The 19,956-nt window shown below is 74.7% G+C and carries 16 protein-coding genes; 10 read left to right on the top strand and 6 right to left on the bottom strand.

Annotated elements, in window-relative coordinates; all coding sequences use genetic code 11:
• Positions 1 to 77: 77 nt before the first annotated feature.
• The 4 genes from AB0Q99_RS05890 to AB0Q99_RS05875 form a co-directional block, all read right to left on the bottom strand.
• Positions 78 to 1,007: an alpha/beta hydrolase gene (locus AB0Q99_RS05890; protein ID WP_363569270.1), complete on the bottom strand. Its 930-nt coding sequence runs from the start codon at positions 1,005 to 1,007 to the stop codon at positions 78 to 80.
• A 305-nt stretch (positions 1,008 to 1,312) separates the two neighbouring features.
• Entirely contained in the window at positions 1,313 to 2,071 is a 759-nt protein-coding gene (locus AB0Q99_RS05885; protein ID WP_363568862.1) for a dienelactone hydrolase family protein, read from the bottom strand.
• A 166-nt stretch (positions 2,072 to 2,237) separates the two neighbouring features.
• A complete protein-coding gene (locus AB0Q99_RS05880) occupies positions 2,238 to 2,624 on the bottom strand; it encodes a VOC family protein (RefSeq protein ID WP_363569269.1) in 387 nt (128 codons plus the stop codon).
• An 81-nt stretch (positions 2,625 to 2,705) separates the two neighbouring features.
• Positions 2,706 to 3,596: a (2Fe-2S)-binding protein gene (locus tag AB0Q99_RS05875; RefSeq protein ID WP_363568860.1), complete on the bottom strand. Its 891-nt coding sequence runs from the start codon at positions 3,594 to 3,596 to the stop codon at positions 2,706 to 2,708.
• Positions 3,597 to 3,877: 281 nt separating this feature from the next.
• Here AB0Q99_RS05875 and AB0Q99_RS05870 point away from each other — a divergent pair, with 281 nt between their 5' ends.
• The 10 genes from AB0Q99_RS05870 to AB0Q99_RS05825 all read left to right on the top strand — a co-directional run bounded on the left by AB0Q99_RS05870 (position 3,878) and on the right by AB0Q99_RS05825 (position 16,577).
• Positions 3,878 to 4,906, top strand: a complete 1,029-nt coding sequence (locus AB0Q99_RS05870) for an iron ABC transporter permease (RefSeq protein ID WP_363569268.1) — start codon at positions 3,878 to 3,880, stop codon at positions 4,904 to 4,906.
• Between the two features lie 71 nt (positions 4,907 to 4,977).
• Complete coding sequence (locus tag AB0Q99_RS05865) at positions 4,978 to 5,946, top strand: iron ABC transporter permease (RefSeq protein ID WP_363569267.1); 969 nt, start codon at positions 4,978 to 4,980, stop codon at positions 5,944 to 5,946.
• Positions 5,946 to 6,887, top strand: a complete 942-nt coding sequence (locus AB0Q99_RS05860; protein WP_363568858.1) for an ABC transporter ATP-binding protein — start codon at positions 5,946 to 5,948, stop codon at positions 6,885 to 6,887. The genes AB0Q99_RS05865 and AB0Q99_RS05860 overlap by 1 nt, the downstream gene beginning before the upstream one ends.
• 45 nt (positions 6,888 to 6,932) lie before the next feature.
• Entirely contained in the window at positions 6,933 to 7,940 is a 1,008-nt protein-coding gene (locus AB0Q99_RS05855; protein WP_363568857.1) for an iron-siderophore ABC transporter substrate-binding protein, read from the top strand.
• A 226-nt stretch (positions 7,941 to 8,166) separates the two neighbouring features.
• Entirely contained in the window at positions 8,167 to 9,393 is a 1,227-nt protein-coding gene (locus AB0Q99_RS05850) for an ATP-grasp domain-containing protein (protein ID WP_363568856.1), read from the top strand.
• Positions 9,394 to 9,491: 98 nt separating this feature from the next.
• Positions 9,492 to 11,249 (top strand): IucA/IucC family protein, encoded by a 1,758-nt coding sequence (locus tag AB0Q99_RS05845; RefSeq protein ID WP_363569266.1) that lies wholly within the window; start codon positions 9,492 to 9,494, stop codon positions 11,247 to 11,249.
• Complete coding sequence (locus AB0Q99_RS05840; protein WP_363568854.1) at positions 11,246 to 12,469, top strand: MFS transporter; 1,224 nt, start codon at positions 11,246 to 11,248, stop codon at positions 12,467 to 12,469. The genes AB0Q99_RS05845 and AB0Q99_RS05840 overlap by 4 nt, the downstream gene beginning before the upstream one ends.
• Entirely contained in the window at positions 12,466 to 14,370 is a 1,905-nt protein-coding gene (locus AB0Q99_RS05835) for an IucA/IucC family protein (RefSeq protein ID WP_363568852.1), read from the top strand. Before AB0Q99_RS05840 ends, AB0Q99_RS05835 begins: the two co-directional genes overlap by 4 nt.
• Complete coding sequence (locus tag AB0Q99_RS05830) at positions 14,367 to 15,569, top strand: type III PLP-dependent enzyme (protein ID WP_363568851.1); 1,203 nt, start codon at positions 14,367 to 14,369, stop codon at positions 15,567 to 15,569. Before AB0Q99_RS05835 ends, AB0Q99_RS05830 begins: the two co-directional genes overlap by 4 nt.
• A 210-nt stretch (positions 15,570 to 15,779) precedes the next feature.
• The gene (locus AB0Q99_RS05825) at positions 15,780 to 16,577 is read left to right on the top strand and encodes an inositol monophosphatase family protein (protein ID WP_363569265.1); all 798 of its coding nucleotides are present in this window, start codon (positions 15,780 to 15,782) and stop codon (positions 16,575 to 16,577) included.
• Positions 16,578 to 16,643: 66 nt separating this feature from the next.
• Here the strand turns inward: AB0Q99_RS05825 and AB0Q99_RS05820 are convergent, their stop codons facing one another.
• Together AB0Q99_RS05820 and AB0Q99_RS05815 are read right to left on the bottom strand one after the other, a co-directional pair.
• Complete coding sequence (locus tag AB0Q99_RS05820) at positions 16,644 to 18,158, bottom strand: pyridoxal-dependent decarboxylase (RefSeq protein WP_363568849.1); 1,515 nt, start codon at positions 18,156 to 18,158, stop codon at positions 16,644 to 16,646.
• On the bottom strand, positions 18,155 to 19,672 hold the full coding sequence (locus tag AB0Q99_RS05815; RefSeq protein ID WP_363568848.1) for a diaminobutyrate--2-oxoglutarate transaminase: 1,518 nt from the start codon (positions 19,670 to 19,672) through the stop codon (positions 18,155 to 18,157). The genes AB0Q99_RS05820 and AB0Q99_RS05815 overlap by 4 nt, the downstream gene beginning before the upstream one ends.
• Positions 19,673 to 19,956 lie beyond the last annotated feature (284 nt).

Below are 19,956 nucleotides of genomic sequence, written 5' to 3'. Positions count from 1 at the left end.
CCTTGCCCGCCCGCTGACCGCCTGCTACCTCAGCAGCCCGTGCGCGAAGCGGAGTTGGGCACGGCCGACAGGCCCTGTCAGCCGTTCCGGAGGTACCGGGCGTGGTCGGACACCTCCAGGACGGCCGCGATGACGGCCCTGGGCCGGTCGGCGTGGACGGCGTGACCGGCGCCGCCCACCAGGATGTGCGTCCCCCTGGTGGCACCGGACGCGATCCGCGACTGCAGGGCCGTCCAGCGGGACCGCAGCACCCGGGGCAGCCCCTCGGTCGCGCTCAGGACGGCCACCGGCACCGCGGGCAGCCGGGAGGCCGAGCGGCGCCGCCTGAGCTCGGGGGTGGTGACGGCCGTCAGCCGGTTCTCGGCGAGGACGGTCCACCGCTGGTGCTGGTGCGCGACCACGGCCGCCCCGGCCCGGGCGAGCGGATCCGCCGGGCCCGCCGACGGAGTCGCCAGCGCCGAGCGAAGCAGCCACAGCCGGTTCAGCACGTTCTCGGCCACGCGGATGGCCTGCGGCTGGAACTCCTCGTGCGCCGGGTCCACCAGGACCAGCCCGGCGACCAGCTCCGGCCGCTGCCAGGCGAGGAGTTGGGCCAGCTGACCGCCCCAGCTGTGGCCGACCAGGACGGCCGGACCGGCGTCCAGGTGCCGTACCAGGGCGGCGAGGTCGTCGAGTTGGCCGTCCAGCGTCGGGGCCTCTGCCCGGCTCGCGCCGCGGTTGGGCTCACTGGCGCCGGTCCCGGCCCGGTCGTACGCCACCACCCTTCCGTGCCGGGCGAGTTCGGGCAGGACGGGCGTCCAGGTGAGCGAGGAGGTGCCGGAGCCCGCGATCAGGACGACCGGCGCGGCGCCGCCCTGGCCGGCTTCCACCCAGCGCAACGTCCTTCCCCCGCGGTCGAGTTCACCCGGCCGGACTCCGCCGGGCGTGGATTCGGCGAATGCCTGCGCGATGGCGCCCTGGACGCCGCGCAGGTCCGGCCCGGTCCGCGTCCCCCGCCTGCCTTGCATGGTGTGCACGTGCGGCTCCCCTGGATCCGTCGTTCCGGTTCGTTTCCGCTTCGTTCCCCCGATGCCCGCGCCCGGCCTTCCCGCTCCCGTGCCGACGCGGACCAAGCGGTCGTCAGGACACCGACGTTGTCCGCCCGTTCGCTCCGGCACCGCAATTCCGTCCGTCCCGGACGTGAACGGGAAGCCAAGAGATCGGGCGCGGAGCGTACCGGCGGGGCGGCCACGGCCGGGCGGGCGCCGGAGCAGCGGGTGCGGCCGGGCGAGCGGGTGCGGCCGGGCGAGCGGGCGGGTGCCGGAACGGCGGCTCAGGCCGGCAGGACGCGCTTCAGCAGGCCGAGCAGCGCCTCCCAGTGCCGTTCGTCGGCGGCCGCGTCGTAGCGGACGGTGTCGGCCTGGGTGTAGCCGTGCAGGGCGCCGGCGTAGACCTCGGCCCGGTAGCGGACGCCGGCGGCGGTGAGGGCCGCGGCGAGCCGGTCGATCTGCTCGGGCGGCAGCGACTCGTCCTGGTCGGCGTGGCCGAAGTACAGCTCGGCGGTGATCCTTCCGGCGCCCAGGTGCGGGCTGTCCGGGCGCTCGGTGGCGAGGTTGCCGCCGTGGAAGCCGGCCGCGAGGGCGATCCGGTCCGGGTGGCTCGCGGCGGTGCGCAGGGCGAGGAGGGCGCCGCGGCAGTAGCCGGTGAGGCCGACCGGGCCGTCCTGGACCAGTGGGGAGTCGGCCAGCCAGCGCAGGTAGGCGTCCGCGTCGCGCTCGGTCGCCTCGGGCGTGAGGGTGGCGAGCAGCGGGCCGAGCCGGTCGAAGAGCGTGTCGTCGCTCTCCGGGTCGATGGGTTCCGGCAGTTCGACGACCGGCGCGCGGCCGTTCCGGTAGTAGGCGTTGGGGACGAGCACGGTGTACCCGGCCGCGGCGAGGCGGTCGGCCATGCGCTCCAGGTGTGGCCGGAGCCCGAAGGCGTCCATGTAGAGGATCACGCCCGGGTGGGCCCGGTCGTCGTCGGGGTGGGCGAGGTAGGCGTCGGCGGTGCCGTCCGCCGTCCGGACGTCCACGCGGGTTCCGCGCACGGTCATGGTGAGGGCGCTCCTTCCGTTCGGGTGGCAGCGTATCCGGTGGACTCGCCGCACGGGCCGCACGGTCTGCACGGTCTGCACGGGCCGCACGGTCTGCACGGGTCGCACGGGAACGCCGCTGCCCCGGTTCGGTGTTGGGCGGCGAGCGCGGAACCGGCCGCGCCGGTCACTCCCCCCAGGTGCGGGCGCAGAGCACCAGCCGGTAGCCGTCCGGGTCGGCGATCGTCACGCCGAACTCGTCCCAGTACGGGTTGTGGGCCTTGACCCGGACCCCGCCGGCCGCCTCCAGCCGGGCGACCAGGGCCTCGTCGACCGGCGCGCCGAGGTAGACCACGAACAGGTCGTCCACCGTCGGGGTCGGCTCCAGTGGCCGCTCCGGGTCGCGGGTGAGCTCGAAGTGCCAGGCGCCGCCGGGCGGGCCGACCATCAGCAGGTCGTGCTCGCCGGACACCCGCTCTGTGGTGCGCCACAACACGTCGAGGCCGAGACCGCCGACGTAGAAGCGCTCGGCCGCCGCGAGGTCGCGCGAGGGTCGGGCGATCCGGACCCGCATGGTGGAATCGATCACGTCCGTGACCATAGCCGATGCCACTGACCGTGAACCACGGTGCACGACAGAGAGATGGACGGACCGTCAGAGCCGCCGCAGCCGCTCCCCCTCGGAGGTCCGCGGGCAGGTCAGGCAGGCGACGGCGGCCGGCGCCACCGCGTAGTGGAGGCAGCAGCCGAGCCGGGTACGGGTGTGGTGGGCACGCCCGTCCGGGGTGCGCAGGCGGCGGAAGTCGGCGGCGCCCGGAAGCGGCTGGGTGCCGCCGGGCAGGACGGCCTCGGCGGCGGCGACGGCGGCGTCCTCCGGAGTGCCTGCGCTCTCCTCGGCGGCGACGGGGTCCTGTTCAGCGGCGGCCACGGCGGTGACCTGCTCACCGAGCATCCGGCCGAGGTACCAGAGGGCGGAGGCGAGGTCGTCCGTCACCATGCCCCAGAGCGCCCGGTCGTGGCGCCGGGTGGGCGCGGCGAACGCGGCGAGCACCGGTCCGAGGTGCGCGACCACGGCGGCCCGCAGCTCGGCGCGCAGTTCGTCGTCACCGGGGAGGGTCACATGTCCGCGCGGGCGCAGCGCGAGTGCGCCGGTGGGCGCGTGCAGCCAGAGGTCGGCGGGGTCGACCGCGGGAACCCTCCGGGCGAGGTGCCAGGGGCCGGCGACGATCAGGCAGGCCGACCACACGTAGTGGTGCAACAGCCGCGAGGCGGTGACGTGCGGGCGCGGGGCGCGGCCGTGCTCGGCGGCGATGCGGGCCTCCTCACCGGCCAGAGCGGCGGCCAACGCCCCGTCTTCGGTCGCGAGTTCGGCGCCGGAGTACCAGCCGTCGACGGCCTCCGGAGCGGGGTCGGTGACGTCGAGGAGTCGAAGCTTCAGCGCCGGGCACAGCTCCAGCAGCCGCCGGTAGTCGCCGACGAGCGCGGGGGACGCCGCGGGCGGCAGGGCGACGCGAGGCGCGACGGACAGGGGTGTTCCGGGAACCATCGGCACTCCCGAGATCGATTCCAGATGATCGATTAAGGTGAGGCTCACCTTACAACGCCTCGCGTCGCCCGGCGACCACGCACGACCTGGCGCGACGCGGTCGATCGGCGCGTCGATCGCCGGATCCGACCAAAGGGAGCCGATCGAGCGCCAGTTGGAAACCATGCAGAGATCACGAGGGGACCACGCGAGGACTGCCAGGGATCAACCGGGAGCCGATCGGCCGAATCGCCCCAACCTTGACGAACTTAGGTAAACCTAACCTAAGATATCGCCTCGTGCTGAGAACCGACCGATCGGCCTCCGAAGCCCCGGCGCCCCGCGCCCCGGCGGTCCGGCAGCCCTTGCTGCTGGCCGCCGGCGTGTGCGCGCTCGTGCTGTGCGCGGCCCTGAGCCTCGCGCTGGGCTCCCGATCCATTCCGCTCCCCACCGTCGTCGACGCCCTCACCGGCGCCGCCCACGGCTCTGACGCCGATGTGGTGACGGGCCTTCGGGTGCCGCGCACGCTCATCGGGCTGGCCGTCGGGGCCGCGCTCGGCGTCGCCGGGGCCGTCGCGCAGGGCGTCACCCGCAACCCGCTGGCCTCCCCGGTCACCCTCGGCATCAACGCGGGCGCGAGCCTCGCCGTGGTCGCCGCGATCTACGCCCTGGACCTCGCCCGCCCGGTCGAGTACGTCTGGTTCGCCTTCGCCGGAGCGGCCGTCGCCGCCGTCGCCGCGTACGCGATGTCCCGGCGCGGTGGGGACCTGGACCCGGTCCGGCTCGCGCTCGGGGGCACCGTGCTCACCGTGGTGCTCACCTCCTGGACCTCGGCGCTGATGCTGGCCAGTCACCGCACGCTGGACGAGGCCCGGTTCTGGCTGGCCGGCTCGATCGCCGGGCGTCCCCTGGACACCCTCACCCCCGTCCTGCCGTTCCTCGCGATCGGCCTGATCGGCGCCCTCGCCATCTCGCCCGCGCTCAACGCGCTGGCCCTCGGCGACGAGACCGCGCAGTCGCTGGGCGTGCCGGTGGCCCGGATCCGGGTGGCCGGCGGGCTCGCCGTGGTGCTGCTCGCGGGCAGCTCGGTGGCCGTCGCCGGACCGGTGGCGTTCATCGGACTGGCCGCGCCGCACCTGGTCCGCCCGCTCCTGGGCAACGACCACCGCCTGCTGCTGCCCGGCTGTCTGATCGCCGGTCCGGTGCTGCTGCTCACCGCCGACGTGCTCGGACGACTGGTGGTCCGGCCGTCCGAGATCGAGGTCGGCATCGTGACCGCCTTCCTCGGCGCGCCGCTGCTCGCGGTGCTGGCCCGAAGGGTGGCCCGGTGACCGCGCTCGTCCTCCCCGCCCCGGGCGGCCGGACCCTCGCCCGCCGCCGGGCCCGTACCGCGCTCTGGTCACTGGTCGCCGCCGCACTGCTGGTGCTGCTGACCGGGATCGCGCTCGGCACCGGACGGGTCGGCATCCCCTTCTGGGACGCGCTGCGCGCGCTCTTCGGACAGGGCGAGCCCGGCAACGTCCTGGTGGTGCAGCAGTTCCGCGCGCCCCGGGTCGTCTCCGCGCTGATCGCGGGCGCCGGACTGGCACTGTCCGGCTCGATGCTGCAGCGACTGTTCCGCAACCCGCTGGCCGCCCCCGACACGATCGGCATCACCGGCGGCGCCTCCTTCGGCGCGGTGCTGATGCTCGCCACCGGCGCCTCCCAGCAACTGATCCCGCTCGCCGCGGTCGGCGGCGGAGTGCTCGCGGCACTGCTGCTCGGCGGCTTCGCCTGGCGCTCGAAGATGGCCATCACCCGGCTGGTCCTGGTCGGCCTGGCGGTGCAGCAGGGCCTGGCCGCCGCCGTGAACCTGATGATCGTACGGTTCCCGGCCGAGCTGGCCTCCTCGGCGCTGCAATGGACCACCGGTTCGCTCTACGGCCGCACCTGGACCGAGGTCTGGATCGGTGGCACCGCCATCGCACTGACCGCGCTCGGCGTCCTGCTCTGCCGACGCCGGGTCGCCGTGCTCGACCTCGGCGACGACTCGGCCGGCGGCCTCGGCCTCACCCCCGCCCGCGACCGGCTCGGGCTGCTGCTGCTCACCATCACCCTCGCCTCGCTGGCCGCCGCCCTCACCGGGCCGGTCGCCTTCGTCGCGCTCGCCGTCCCGCACCTGGTCCGGCTGCTCGCCGGGCCGCCCACCCTCGGCACCCTCGGCCTCACCGCGCTCACCGGCGCCGTGCTGCTGCTCTCCGCCGACCTCCTGGTGCTCCACGTGATCCCCGTCCACGGTCTGCCGGTCGGTGCCGTCACCGCCACCCTCGGCGCGCCCTGGCTCCTGGTGCTGATGATCCGCCAGGGCCGGCTTCCCCAGAGGAGCAGCTGATGACGTCCGTCCAGACCTCCGCCGCAACGTCCGACGAGGGTTCCGTCGGCTCCTCCGCCGCAGCCGCCAACCGGCTCGCCGCACGGGGCCTGGGCCTGCGCTACGGCGACCGGACCATCGTCGAGGGGCTCGACCTCGAACTGCCCGGCGACGCCGTCACCGCGATCGTCGGACCGAACGCCTGCGGCAAATCGACGCTGCTGCGCGGGCTCGTCCGGCTGCTCGACCCGGCCGCCGGGACCGTCACCCTGGACGGCGCCGACATCCACCGGATGCCGGCCCGGGCGCTCGCCAAGCGGATGGGCCTGCTGCCGCAGCAGCCGGTCACGCCGGAGGCGGTCACCGTCGAGGCGCTGGTGCGGCTCGGACGGTACCCGCACCAGCGGATGCTCAGCCCGTGGTCCAAGGCCGACCAGGCCGCCGTCGAGGAGGCGCTGGCGCGCACCGGCACCGCCGAACTGCGCGACCGGCAGGTCGACCGGCTCTCCGGCGGGCAGCGCCAGCGGGTCTGGATCGCGCTCGCGCTCGCCCAGGAGACCGACCTGCTGCTGCTCGACGAGCCGACCACCTTCCTGGACCTGCGCCACCAGCTCGACGTGCTCGACCTGGTCGCCGACCTGCACGCCGAGGCCGGGCGCACCGTCGTCATGGTCCTGCACGACCTCGGGCAGGCGGCCCGGTACGCCGACCACCTGGTGGTGCTCAAGGACGGCCGACTCGCGGCCGCCGGTCCGCCGGCGGAGGTGCTGACGGCGGAGCTGGTGGAGGCCGTCTTCCAGGTGCCGTGCCGGGTCGTGCCCGACCCGGAGACCGGCACGCCGCTGATCGTGCCCCGGGCCCGGGTGCGGGGGCGGGGGCGGGGCTCCGGTTCCGCCGGTTCCGCCGCTGTCGCCCCGGCTTCCGGCCCTTCCAGTGCTTCCGGCGACTCCCCGGCCCACTGAACTTTCATCCCCTGCCGACCTGTTCGACCCGATCCAAGGAACCCGATGAACCACCGACTCCCGACCGCCGCCCTCGCCGTCGCCCTCTCGACCACCCTGCTCACCGCCTGCGGCAGCAGTGGCGGGAGCGGTGCCGAGTCGGGCGGCGACTCCGCGTCCTCCGCGTCCTCCTCCTCGGCCGGCACCGCCGCCGGGTTCCCGCGCAGCGTCAAGCACGCCGCGGGCACGGCCGAGCTCAAGAGCCGGCCCCAGCGCGTCGTCGTCCTCGACAGCGGCGAGCTGGACGACGTCACGCTGCTCGGCATCACGCCGGTCGGCGCGGTGTCCCCGCACATGAAGACCGAGGGCGGGTTCCCGAACTACCTCAAGGACAAGGTCAAGGACACCAAGGACGTCGGCCCGATGAACGAGCCGAACCTGGAACTGATCGCCTCCCTCAAGCCCGACCTGATCCTCTCCTCCAAGGTCCGGCACGCCAAGGTGTACTCCCAACTGAACGCGATCGCGCCGACCGTCCTGGCCGAGACCACCGGGTTCCCGTGGAAGGAGAACCTGGCGCTGTACGCCCAGGCCCTCGGCAAGGAGGACGAGGCGAAGAAGGCGCTCGCGGACTACGAGGCGCGGGCGAAGAAGCTCGGCGAGGAGATCAAGGCCAAGTTCAACGGCACCGTGCCGACCGCGTCGGTGGTCCGCTTCGTGGCCGGCCCGACCCGCCTGTACGCCAAGTCCTCCTACAGCGGCGTCGTGCTCAAGGACGTCGGGCTGGCCCGTCCGGCCTCGCAGGACGTGGAGCAGAACATCGTGGAGATCAGCGCCGAGCAGATCAACCAGGCCGACGCCGACCTGCTGTTCGTCACCACCGCAGACGACCCGACCAAGACCAAGGAGAGCGAGGTCCAGCAGACCCCGGTCTGGCAGGGCCTGAACGCCGTCAAGAACAACAAGGTGTTCAACGTCCCGGACGAGACCTGGATGTCCGGCATCGGTGTCCAGGCCGCCGACGCGATGCTCGTCGACATCGCCAAGGCCGCGGGTGTGGACGCGCCCAAGTAGCCGTCGCGCGACACCGGTGACCGGATGACCGCCGACCGCCGACCGCCGACGGATGGCAGAGAACAGAGAACAGATGACAGGCGACAGATGACAGATGACAGATGACAGATTTCAACATCTGTCATCCGTCATCTGTCGCCGTTACTTGTCATCCGCCCCTCGCCCGCTCGCCGTCTCCGCCCTCCGTCTCCGCTTCCCTCCTCCGCCATCCCCCGAGGACCCCTCCATGCGCCTCTACCTGCTCGCCCTGAACCCCACCGACTCGGTGACCGACGGCTTCCTGCCCGCCGCCGCCCGGCTCGGGCTCGACGTCACCGTCCTGACCGACTGCGCCGAACCCCACCGGCTGGCCTACGCCGCGCTCCCCTTCGCCGCGCCCGAGGTCCTGGAGTGCGACGTGCGCGACTTCCGCGCCGTCGTCAGCCTGGTCTCCCGCCGCGCCCTGGCCTCCCCGGACCACGCGCCCGACGCGCTGTTCAGCAACAGCGACCACCTGCAGATCCAGACCGCCCTGGCCGCCGACTACTTCGGCCTCCCGGCCAAGGACTGGAAGGCCGCGCTGCGTGCCAAGGACAAGGGACAGCTGCGCCGCCACCTCGCGCTGACCGGCCAGGACACCGTCTGGTCGGCCGAGTTGGCCCCCGGGCAGGACCCGGGCGAGCTGGACCCCCCGTTCCCCTGCGTGGTCAAGCCGCGCGAGGGGGTGGCCAGCGAGGACGTCACCCTGGTCACCGACGCCGCCGAACTAGCCCGGCGCTGCCGGGAGATCCAGCACCGCCGGGCCGGCGCCACCCTGGTGGTCGAGGAGTTCCTGGACGGTCAGCTGTACACCCTGGAGACCCTCGGCGACGGGCGGCGACGGCACGTCCTCGGCGGCTTCCGCACCCGGCTCTCCCCGCCGCCGGACTTCATCGAGGAGCTGCTCACCTTCGTCCCGGCGCACCCGCAGCCGGTGATCGACCAGGTTCTCGCCCAACTCGACGCACTCGGCGTGGGGTTCGGCATCTGCCACACGGAGTTCGTACTCCAGCCGGACGGCCGCGCCCGCCTCATCGAAGTCAACTACCGGGCCATCGGCGACCAGTGCGACCTGATGCTCGCCGAGATCCTCGACCTCCCCCTGTTCGAGCTCGTCCTCGGCGTCCACCTGGGCCGCGAGCTGCCCGCCGATCTGGCCGAACGGTGCGCCGCCACCCCACGCCGGGCCCGCAACGAGCTGATCTGCGCCGACCGCGCGGGCACCCTCACCGCCGCCCCGGGCCCGTACGACGAGGAGCGGGACGGAGTCCGGCTCGCCTACCGCCCCCTGCGCCCGCTCGGCGAACGTCACGAGCACTACCGCACCAACCGGGACTACTTGGGCGTCATCTGGGCCGTCGGCACCGACCAGGGCGCGGTGGACACCGCCGTCGCCCGCTTCCTCGCGGCCAACCGCTGGGAGATCACCCCGTGACCGCCGGACACCGGCCCGCAGCCGTCGAGACCCGCGTCACGACCGCCGCCCGCCCGACGACCGCCACCGCCACCGCCACCGAGCAGCTCACCCTGCGGGTGCTCTCCGCCCTGCTGCGCGAGGACGTCCTCGGCCTGCGCACCCGCGGCACCGTCGAGGACCGTCCGGACGGGCCCTGGCTGACCGTCACCGAGGCACGCCTCGCCCTGCCGGTGGCCCCGGAGGGCTTCCAGTGCGAGTACGCCGCCCGGCTCCCGTTCCTGGAGCTCGACGGGCGCCGCCGCACCGGCCCGGACACCGTCGTGGCGGCCCTCGCCGGACTGGCCGAGGCCGAGGACCGGCCCGGCTGGGCGGCCTTCGCCGAGGAGTGCCGGCAGGCCCTCGCCAACATGGAGCTGCACGAACGGACCCGCGCCGAGGTGCACGACCGGCTGACCGACCTGTACGGCGCCGACCCGGCCGACTGGACCGGCCTCGCCGCCGCCCTCGGCCACGACACCCTGGCCGCCCACCTCGACCACCCGGTCTACCCGACCTCACGCGGCCGCTCCGGCCTCACCGAGCCCGAACTGCGCTCCTATGCACCCGAGTTCCACCCGGCCTTCGAACTGCACTGGCTGGCCGTGCCGACCGACGCGCTGACCCTCCACGGCGGGCGGCCACTGCCCGGCTGGTGGCCCACCCCGGCCTGGCTCGGCCTGGCCGGCCGCTGCCCGGGCGACGGCTGGACCACCCTGCCGGTCCACCCGCTCACCGTCGGCGCGCCGCTGGACGAGGCGTTGGCGGCCACCGGCCTGGCCGGCCGCGCGGTGCTCGCCGACCGGCCGTACCTGACCGTCGTCCCGACCCTGTCCATGCGCACCGTCGCCGTCGCCGACGCCCCCGCCTGCCACCTCAAACTCCCGCTCGCCACCGCCACCCTGGGCCGCCTCAACCGCCGCACCATCAAGCCCGGCACCCTGCGCGACGGCGCGGCCGGCCAGCGGCTGGTCGAGGCCGTGCTGAAGCGCGAACCGCGGTTCGCCGGCCGGATCCTGCACGCCGACGAGCAGACCTGGGCGCACGCCGGGCACGAGCTGCTGGCCGTCCTGCTGCGCCGCTACCCGGCCGGGCTGGAGCAGGCGTCGACCGTCCCGCTGGCCGCCCTGTCGGCCCCGGCGCCCGACGGCCGCCTGGTCATCGACCACCTCGCCGACCGCTACCACGGCGGCTCCGTCCTGGCCTGCTACGACGCCCTGCTCGAACTGCTGCTGGACTGGCAGACCACGCTGTTCGGCTACGGCATCGCCCTGGAGTCGCACCAGCAGAACACCTCGCTGGTACTCGACCGGGACGGTCTGCGGCTGCTCTTCAAGGACGACGACGGCCCGCGCGTGCACACCGCCCGGATGACCGCGACCCTCGGCGAACTGGCCCCGGACGTCGTGGAGTTCGATGACGCGCGGATCTTCGGCGCGGACGACCGGGCGCTCACCGACCTCTTCGCCACCATCACCGGCCACCTGTGCACCGGCTCGCTCGCCTTCGGCCTCGCCGACCACGGCCGGGCGGAACTCGCCGACACCCTGGCCCTGTTGCGCAAGCGCACGGCGGAGGCCGTGGAACGGCTCGGGCCGGTGGGCGAACCGCTGCGGGCGGCCCTGCTGGAGGCCGAGCGCCTGCCGGTCAAGGCCATGGTCACCGCCGGGACACTGCTCAGCAAGCAACGCTCGGGCGCCGCCGACATCAACAAGCACTACACCAGCGGCCCCAACTACCTGCGCGACCCTCTGCCCGACGCCGTACGCGAGCCCGCGCACCACTCCGCACACCACTCCGCAGGCGACTCCGTGGCCGCCCACCGGACCGCCCGATGACCGTGGAGACCCTGCAGCAGCAGTCACCGCCCTCGGCCGAGCACTCCGGCGGACTCGGTCGGCGCCAGGTGCACGCCGTCGCGGCCTGCTACTTCGTCGCCTCCTTCGCCGCGCTCGGCCTGCCGCCGTACCTGACCGCGATCCTGCCCCCGCTCGGCGACCCGCAGGCCCGTTGGGCGGGCCTGCTGTACATCGTGCCGACGGTGTTCAGCGGACTCGGCGCACCGTTGTGGGGCCGGCTGGCCGACCGGTTCGGCCGCAAACGGCTGCTGCTGCGCGCCCAACTCGGGCTCACGGCCTCCTTCCTGCTGGCCGGCGCCGCCGACAGCCTGCCCGCGTTCACCGTCGCGCTGGTCCTCCAGGGCTTCCTCGGTGGCACCTTCGCCGCCACCAACGGCTATCTGGCCGCCGCGCTCGACGGCTCCCGGCTCTCCCGCGCGCTCACCCTGATGCAGGGCAGCGCGCGGGCGGCCCTGGTGGCCGCGCCGATCCTGGTCGGAGCGCTCTCGCGGTGGATCGACCCGCACCGCCAGTACCTGCTGATGGCCGTACTCCCGCTCGCGGCAGCGGTGTTCCTCTCGCTGCTGCCCGAACCGGAGGGCCCCGAGGCCCCGGCGGCCGCCACGGACCGGGCGCCCGGGAAGACCGCCACGACGCCGCTCCTGACGCTCTACGTCTTCGAGTTCGCCTTCGTCTTCGCGACGGTCATCTCCTTCCCGTACCTCATCGCCCTCGCCGAACAGCGCCTGCCCGGCGTGGACGGCACCACCACCGGCGTGCTCTTCGCACTGCCGCACCTGTGCTACCTGGTGTTCGCCGCCCGCACCCACCGGGCCTTCGACTCCCGCCCGCACACCGGCATCGCGCTCGGCTTCGGCCTCGTCGCGCTCGGCCTGGCCGGACACGCCCTCGCGTACTCGCTGCCCGTGTTCGTCGCCGTCCGCCTGCTGCTCGGGGCCGGGCTCACACTGGGCCTCGTCTGCCTCGCCGTACTCGCCGCCGGGGCCGCCCGGGGCCGCCCGCCCGGCCGGATGTTCGGCAGCCTCGAACTCGTCTCCAAGGGCGGCGCCGTCGCCGCCGGCGCCACCGCCGCACTGGCCAACGGACGGTTCGGTGCCGCCGCCCCCGTGGTGGCCGGCACCGCCGCCGCCCTGCTGGCCGCCGTCGCGGCCACCGCACTCACCCTCCCGTCCCTCCGCCAGCGCTGGAGTCGCCGATGACCGCCGAGCAGACCACCACCGAGCACAACACCCCCGCACCCGGCGAACTCCCTACTGCTGACGTGGCGGTGGCCCACACCCTGCTGAACTGTCTGCTCCGCGAGGTCTCCGCACCCGAGCACCAGACCGCCGCCGCCGACGGCCGCCTGCTGCTGCGTCTGCCCCGCCGGGGCGCCCTGCTGCGGGTCGCCCTGCGCCGCACCTCGCTGCTCGGCGCGCACCGCTTCACCGGACCGGTCGAGGTCGAACGGGACGGCAGCTGGGTCGAGTTGGGCTGGCAGCAGCTGGCCGGGTACGTCCAGGACGAGCTGGAGCTGCGCACCGGCACGGTCAACGAGGAGTTCCTCGACCAGGTGGCGTCCAGCCACCACGGCGTCCACCAGGGCCTGGACCGCCGCCCGGCCGCCGGCCCCGACCGCTACCTGGAGTCCGAGCAGGCCCTGCTGTTCGGCCACCGCTTCCACCCGGCCCCCAAGTCCCGCTCCGCCGCCCACGACGACTGGCGCCACTACGCCCCGGAGTCCCGCGCCGACTTCCCGCTGCGTCACCTCGCCGTCCGCGCCGAGCTGCTGGCCGAGGAGTCGCTCGACGGAAGCGTCAGTGCCCTGCTGGACGGGCTCGGCGCCGTACCGGCCGGCTACCGACTGCTGCCCGCTCACCCCTGGCAGTTCCAACTCATCGGCGACCACCCCCTGTTGCGCGCAGCCATGGCCCGGGGCGATGTCCTCGACCTCGGCCCGCGCGGCGAGCGGTTCACCGCCACCGCCTCGGTGCGCACCCTGCACGGCGCCGGCGCCTTCCTGAAGTTCAGTCTCGACGTCCGCATCACCAACTGCGTGCGGAAGAACGCCGCTTACGAGCTCACCGGCGCCGTCGCGCTCACCAGGCTTCTCGCCCCGGCGTTCGCCGACCTCGCCCGGCGCTTCCCCGACGCCGCGATGCTGCGCGAACCGGCCTTCCGCACCCTCGCCCTGCCCGGCGCCGACGGCCACCCCGACCGCGCGCTGTACGAGGGCTTCGGCCTGATCGTCCGCGAGGGCCTGGACGGCGTGCTGCGCCCCGGCGTCACCCCGCTGCTGGCGGCCGCCGTCGCCGACGAGCACCCGACCAGCTCCGCCCACATCTCCCGTCTGCTGGAGGCCGGTTCGGACCGGAGCGCGGACGGCACGGCAGCGCTCGACTGGTGGCGCGGCTACCTGCGGCTGCTCGTCCCACCGGTCCTGGCCGCCTACTTCGACCACGGCGTGGTGCTGGAGCCGCACCTGCAGAACGTACTCATCGGCGTGGACGCCGACGGCCACCCCGTCCAGGTGCTCTTCCGCGACCTGGAGGGCACCAAGCTCGTCCCCGACCACACCACCGGCATCCTCACCGACGCCGACGTCCTCGGCCGTGCCGGCACCCTCACCAGTCCCGGCACCCTCACCAACGCGGACATCCTCGCCGCCCTCCCGCCCGACGTGGCCGGCCCGATGACGTACGACGCCGAACGCGGCTGGGACCGGGTGGTCTACTGCCTGCTGGTCAACCACGTCTCCGAACTGCTCGCCGCCCTCGCCGATCTCCACCCCGAACTGGAGTGCGCGCTCTGGCAGATCGTCCGGGACACCCTGGAGGAGTACGCCGCCGCCCACGGCTGCCCGCCCCGGCTGCGCGCCCTGCTCGCCGGGGTCCCGCTGCCCGCCAAGGCCAATCTGCTGACCCGCTGGGAGCGCAAGGCCGACCGCGAGGCCGGGTACGTCCGGCTGCCCTCCCCGCTGGCCGGCTCCGTCCTCGCCGAGGCCGCCCGGATGCCCGCACGCCCGGACGCCGACCTGCCCGCCCACGGACCCGTCCACGGACCCGTCCGCCTTCCCGTCGGCCTTCCCGTCCGCCTTTCCGCCGGGAGCACCGCCCGATGACCGAGACCGTCCGCCGCCACGTCGCCGTCCTCGCGCCCGACGAACTGCCCGCCTACGTCTACGACCTGGCCGCGCTGCGCGCGCACGTCGCCGCCGTCCGCGCCGCCCTGCCCGAGCGGGTCGAGCTGTACTACGCCGCCAAGGCCAACCCCGAGGTGCCGCTGCTCACCGCGCTGCGCGACCTCGTCGACGGCTACGAGGTCTCCAGCGGCGGCGAGTTGGCGCACGTCCGGGCCGCCGTGCCGGACGCCCCGCTGGCGTTCGGCGGGCCGGGCAAGACCCCCGCCGAGATCGCCGCCGCGGTGGCGGCCGGAGTGTACCGCTGGCACGTCGAGAGCGAGCAGGAGCTGCACCGGCTCGCCGCCGTACTCGCCGACCGGCCGGAGACCGTCGTGGACGTGCTGCTGCGGGTCAACCTGGCGGTCGGCACGGACGCGCTCGACGCGGTGCCGCTCGCGATGGGCGGACGGCCGACGCCGTTCGGACTGGACCCGGACCAGGCCGAGGGCTGCGTCCGGCTGCTCACCGGCGACGGCCCGCTGGGGCGGCAGCTGCGCCTGCGTGGCGTGCACGCCCACCTGGCGAGCGGGCTGGCGGCGGCGGAGCAGCTGTCGGTCGCGGCGCGGATCGTCACGTGGTCGGCCGCGCTCGCGGACCGGCACGGCTTCCCGCTCGCGGAGGTGAACATCGGCGGCGGCATGGCCGTGGACTACGCGGACCCGACCGCGCGCTTCGACTGGACGGCCTTCGGCGCGGGCCTGGCCACGCTGCTCGACGCCCACCCCGGACTCACCCTGCGGATCGAGCCGGGCCGGGCGCTGACCGCCCACTGCGGCTGGTACGCGACCGAGGTGCTGGACGTGAAGCGGAGCCACGGCGAGGACTTCGCGGTGGTCCGTGGCGGCACCCACCACCTGCGCACCCCGGCGACCCGGGGGCACTCGCAGCCCTTCGACGTGCTCCCGGTGGACGCCTGGCCGTACCCGTGGCCGCGCCCCGCCGTCACCACCGGCCGTGCCACCCTGGCCGGGCAGCTCTGCACCCCGAAGGACGTCCTCGCCCGCGCGGCCGAGGGGGCGGCGGGGCTGCGGGCCGCGGACCGCGTGCTGTTCGCCATGGCGGGCGCGTACGCGTGGAACATCTCGCACCACGAGTTCCTGATGCACCCCCGCCCGGGTTTCCACTACCTGGGCGGGTGACGGCAAGCGACGAGTACCGGATGACGGATACCGGATGACGAGTAACAGATGACAGGTGACAGATAACAGATTTCGAAATCTGTCCGCTGTTATCTGTCATCCGTTAGCTGAAGTCTGTCGGCTGTTGGCTGTTCGCACCCCCGTCCGCCGCCGCCCCCTTCCCGCGGTCGTGGGAGAGTGGTACACAGCGAAGGGAGCGCGAACGTGCTGATGGACAGGGTGGCGGAGATACTCGCCGAGGCGTCGGCCGAGGCGGTGGAGCCGCGTTTCCGGGCGCTGGCCGCCGGCGAGGTGATGGAGAAGGCGCCCGGGGAGATCGTGACGGTCGCCGACCGCGAAGCCGAGGCCATCATCGCCCGCCGCCTGTACGAACTGCTGCCGATCCCCGTGGTCGGCGAGGAGGCGGTCGCCGCCGACCCGTCCCTCGCCCGGGCCCTCCACGACGAGCCCGCCGCCTGGCTGGTCGACCCGGTCGACGGCACCGCCAACTTCGTCGCCGGCCGCCCCGAGTACGCCGTGATGTGCTCCCTCGTCCGCAGCGGCCGGACCGTCGCCTCCTGGATCTGGCAGCCCGCGACCGCCACGGCCTACCGCGCCGAGCTGGGCTCCGGCGCCTGGCGCGACGGCGAGCGGCTCACCCGCCCGCCGGCACCACAGGACGCCGCCGAACTGCGCGGCTCGGTGAAGAGCCGCCACCTCGACCCCGACCACCGCCACCGCCTGCAGGTCAACTGCGCGGCCTTCGCCGAGGTCTCCCCCGGCCGGCACGCCGCCGGGATCGAGTACCCCGACGTCATCGAGGGCCGCTTCGACTTCCTCCTCTACTGGCGCACCCTCCCCTGGGACCACGCCCCCGGGTCCCTCCTCGTCTCCGAGGCCGGCGGCGTCTCCGCCCGCCTGGACGGCACCCCGTACCGCCCCGAGGCCCCCGGCTGCGAGGACGGCCTCCTGGTCGCCGCCGACCCCCACACCTGGGAACTCACCCGCGAGATCCTCCTGGGCACCTGACCGGCCCCGCATCCGACCACCCCACCCGGCGGGCCCACCCCGACGAGCCCGGTGGCCGCCACCCCGCTACCCCGCGCGTTCGCCCGCCACCTTCCGGCCCGCACCCACCACTTCCCGCAGCAACGTCCCGACCTCCCCCACCGTCGTGTGCGGATTCAGCAGCGTCAGCTTCAGCCGCACCCGGCCCGGCCCCTCCCCCGGCAGCTCCGTACGCCCGACCACCGCGCGCCCGCCGCGCAGCAGCAACCGCCGCAGCCGACCGTTCATCTCGTCCAGCGCCGCCCCGTCCGTCACGCCCGGTGGTCGGTAGCGGAAGAGGACCGTGGTGAGGACCGGGTCGGCGTGCAGTTCGAGGGAGGCCTCGGCACGGATGGCGTCGGCGGCGGCCCGGGCGAGGTCGTGGCAGGTGTCGACGAGGCGGCCGAGGCCGTCCCGGCCGAGGGTGCGCAGGGTGACGGCGAGCTTGAAGGCATCGGCCCGGCGCGTGGTGCGCAGGGAGCGGCCGAGCAGGCTGGGGTAGCCGGCCTGCTCGTCGTCGACCGGGTTGAGGTACTCGGCGCGGCGGGCGAGCGAGACGTACGTTTCGGCGCGGCGGACCAGGAAGACCCCGGCGGCGGCCGGTTGCCAGCCGAGTTTGTGCCAGTCGAGGGCGACCGAGTCGGCGCGGGCGATCCCGTCGAGCAGCGGGGCGAGCCGGTCGGAGAGCAGTGCCCCGCCCCCGTACGCGGCGTCGACGTGCAGCCAGGCGCCGTAGCGGCGGGCGAGGTCGGCGGCGGCGGTGAGCGGGTCGACGGCTCCGGTGTCGGTGGTGCCGGCGGTGGCGACGACGGCGATCGGGGTCCGGCCCGCCCAGCCCGCCTCGGCCATCGCCCGCTCCAACTCCTCCTCCCTCATCCGGAGTCGCCGGTCCACGGGGACGGGCACGACCGCCCGTTCGCCGAGCCCGAGGAGCGCGGCGGCGCGCTGGACGGAGAAGTGCGCGGCTTCGGAGGCGAAGATGCACGGCCGGACGCCCGCGGGGATGCCGTCCAGCTCCACGATGCCGTCGAGCTTCTGGTCGCGGGCCAGCATGAGCCCCATCAGGTTGGACTCGGTGCCGCCGGAGGTGAGCACCCCGGCGGAACGCCGCGGGTCGTAGCCGACCAGGTCGGCGAGTTCGGCGAGCAGCGCGGTCTCCAGCGCGGTGGCCGCGGGGGCCTGGTCCCAGGAGTCCTGTGACGGGTTGAGGGCGCTCACGGCGAGGTCGGCCGCGGCGGCGACGGCGAGTGGCGGGCAGTGCAGGTGGGCGGCGCAGGCCGGGTCGGCGGGGTCGGCCGCTCCGTAGGCGAGGAGCTCGGTGAGCCGGGCGAGCGCGTCGCGGCCGCCGGTCGTGGCCAGGGCGTCGGCGACGAGCGCGGCGATCTCGGCGGGGCTGCCCGCCGGCAGCGGTCCGGAGCGCATGGCGATGCCCGCGTCGAGGGCGTCGAGGACGGTGGCCAGCAACGGCGCGAGCGCGCCGGGTCCGGCGGCGCCGCCGGAGAGCGCGTCCGACGCGACCTCGCCCCCCGGCAGCCCGACCGGTCCGGACCCGAGGCCGCTCACCGCTGCTCCGCCGTCCCCGTACCGCCCGCCGACGTCGCCGCACCGGCGACCACGGCCGCGGCCCCCGCCCCGGACGCGGCCCGAGACCCGGATCCAGCGCCGGCCCCGGAGTCAGACCCGGCCCCCGCCCCGGCTGCGATCCGGTGACCGGCGGCCGCCGCGATCGCCTCCGCCAGCCGGTCCAGCACCGCCACCACCTGCTCGTCCGTGATGGTGAGCGGCGGGAGCAGCCGCAGCACCGCGTCGTGGCGCCCGCCGAGCTCGACGATCAGGCCCCGCTCCAGGCACGCCTCCCGCACCCGTACGGCGAGTGCCGGGTCCGCCGGGCGGGCCCCGCAGGCGTCGGCCTCGGCCGTGGGGTCGACCAGCTCGACCCCGATCATCAGCCCCCGGCCGCGCACGTCGCCGATGACCGGCAGTTCCTCCGCGAGTGCGCGCAGCCGGGCGGCCATCCGCTCGCCGACGACGGCCGCCCGGCCGGCCAGTCCGTGCGCCGCGACGTACCGGAGGGTCGCGGCCCCGGCGGCCATGGCGAGGGTGTTGCCGCGGAAGGTACCGGTGTGGGCGCCGGGCCGCCAGCCGTCGTAGTCCTCGCGGTAGACGACGACGGCGAGCGGCAGGCTGCCGCCGATGGCCTTGGAGAGCACCATCGCGTCCGGGACGATGCCGCTGTGCTCGACCGCCCACATCGCGCCGGTGCGGCCGACGCCGGTCTGCACCTCGTCCACGATCAGCGGGATGCCGCGTTCGGCGGTGATCCGGCGCATCTCGCGCAGCCAGCCGTCCGGCGCGGGGACGACGCCGCCCTCGCCCTGGACGGCCTCCAGGATCATGGCGGCGGGCGGTACGACCCCGCCGGAGGGGTCGTCCAGCAGTCGCTCGACGTACGTCGCGGCGAGGTCGGCGCCGGCCTCGCCGCCGACGCCGAACGGGCAGCGGTAGCCGTACGGGTAGGGCAGTCGGACGACCTCGCCGCCGCTCGGCAGCGGCTCCTTGACGGCGACGTTGCCGGTGAGCGCGAGCGCGCCGGCGGTCATGCCGTGGTACGCGCCGGTGAAGGCGAGCGCGCCGGAGCGGCCGGTGGCGGTCTGCGTCAGTTTGAGCGCGGCCTCGACGGCGTCCGTCCCGGCCGGGCCGCAGAAGTGCACCCGGGCGCGGGTGGCGAACGCGGCGGGCAGGCTGTCGAACAGCGCGCTGGTGAAGTCGTCCTTCTCGGCGGTGGCGAGGTCGAGCAGGTGCAGCGGGGCCCCGCTGTCGAGGGTGCGGCGGATGGCTTCGCGCACCACCGGGTGGTTGTGGCCGAGGGCGAGGGTGCCGGCGCCGGAGAGGCAGTCCAGGTAGCGCCGCCCGTCGGCGCCCTCGACGGTCATGCCGTTGGCGCGGACCGGGACGATCGGGAAGGAGCGGGCGTACGTCCTGGCGGCGGACTCGCGGACGCGCTGACGGCGCAGGATGGCCTCACCCGCGGCCGGAGCTCCGGAGGCGGCCTGGACGGGTACGGCAGCGAGCGACACGACAAACCCCCAGGAGAAGTTAGGTAAGCCTAACTTTACCGCTCCTGACCTGGCGAAAAGCCTCCAGGGCATCCAGAATCACCCGCGCGAGTGAACCTCTCCCGGTTTCGCCCCGCCCCAGTCCTCCGACACCCCCGGTCCTTCCAACGACCGTCCCGCCGGAAGGTCACGCCCCGAATCGGAACGCCTCGAAAAGTCGCGTCCCGACCCGGCAGGCCCGCGGAGGGTCACCCCGGTCACCCCGGTCACCCCGGTCACACCGGTCACCCCGGTCACGCCGGCGA

The sequence above is a fragment of the Kitasatospora sp. NPDC086791 genome (assembly GCF_040685975.1).
GTDB lineage: Bacteria > Actinomycetota > Actinomycetes > Streptomycetales > Streptomycetaceae > Kitasatospora.
This window is presented reverse-complemented; position numbering and strand designations above follow the sequence as displayed.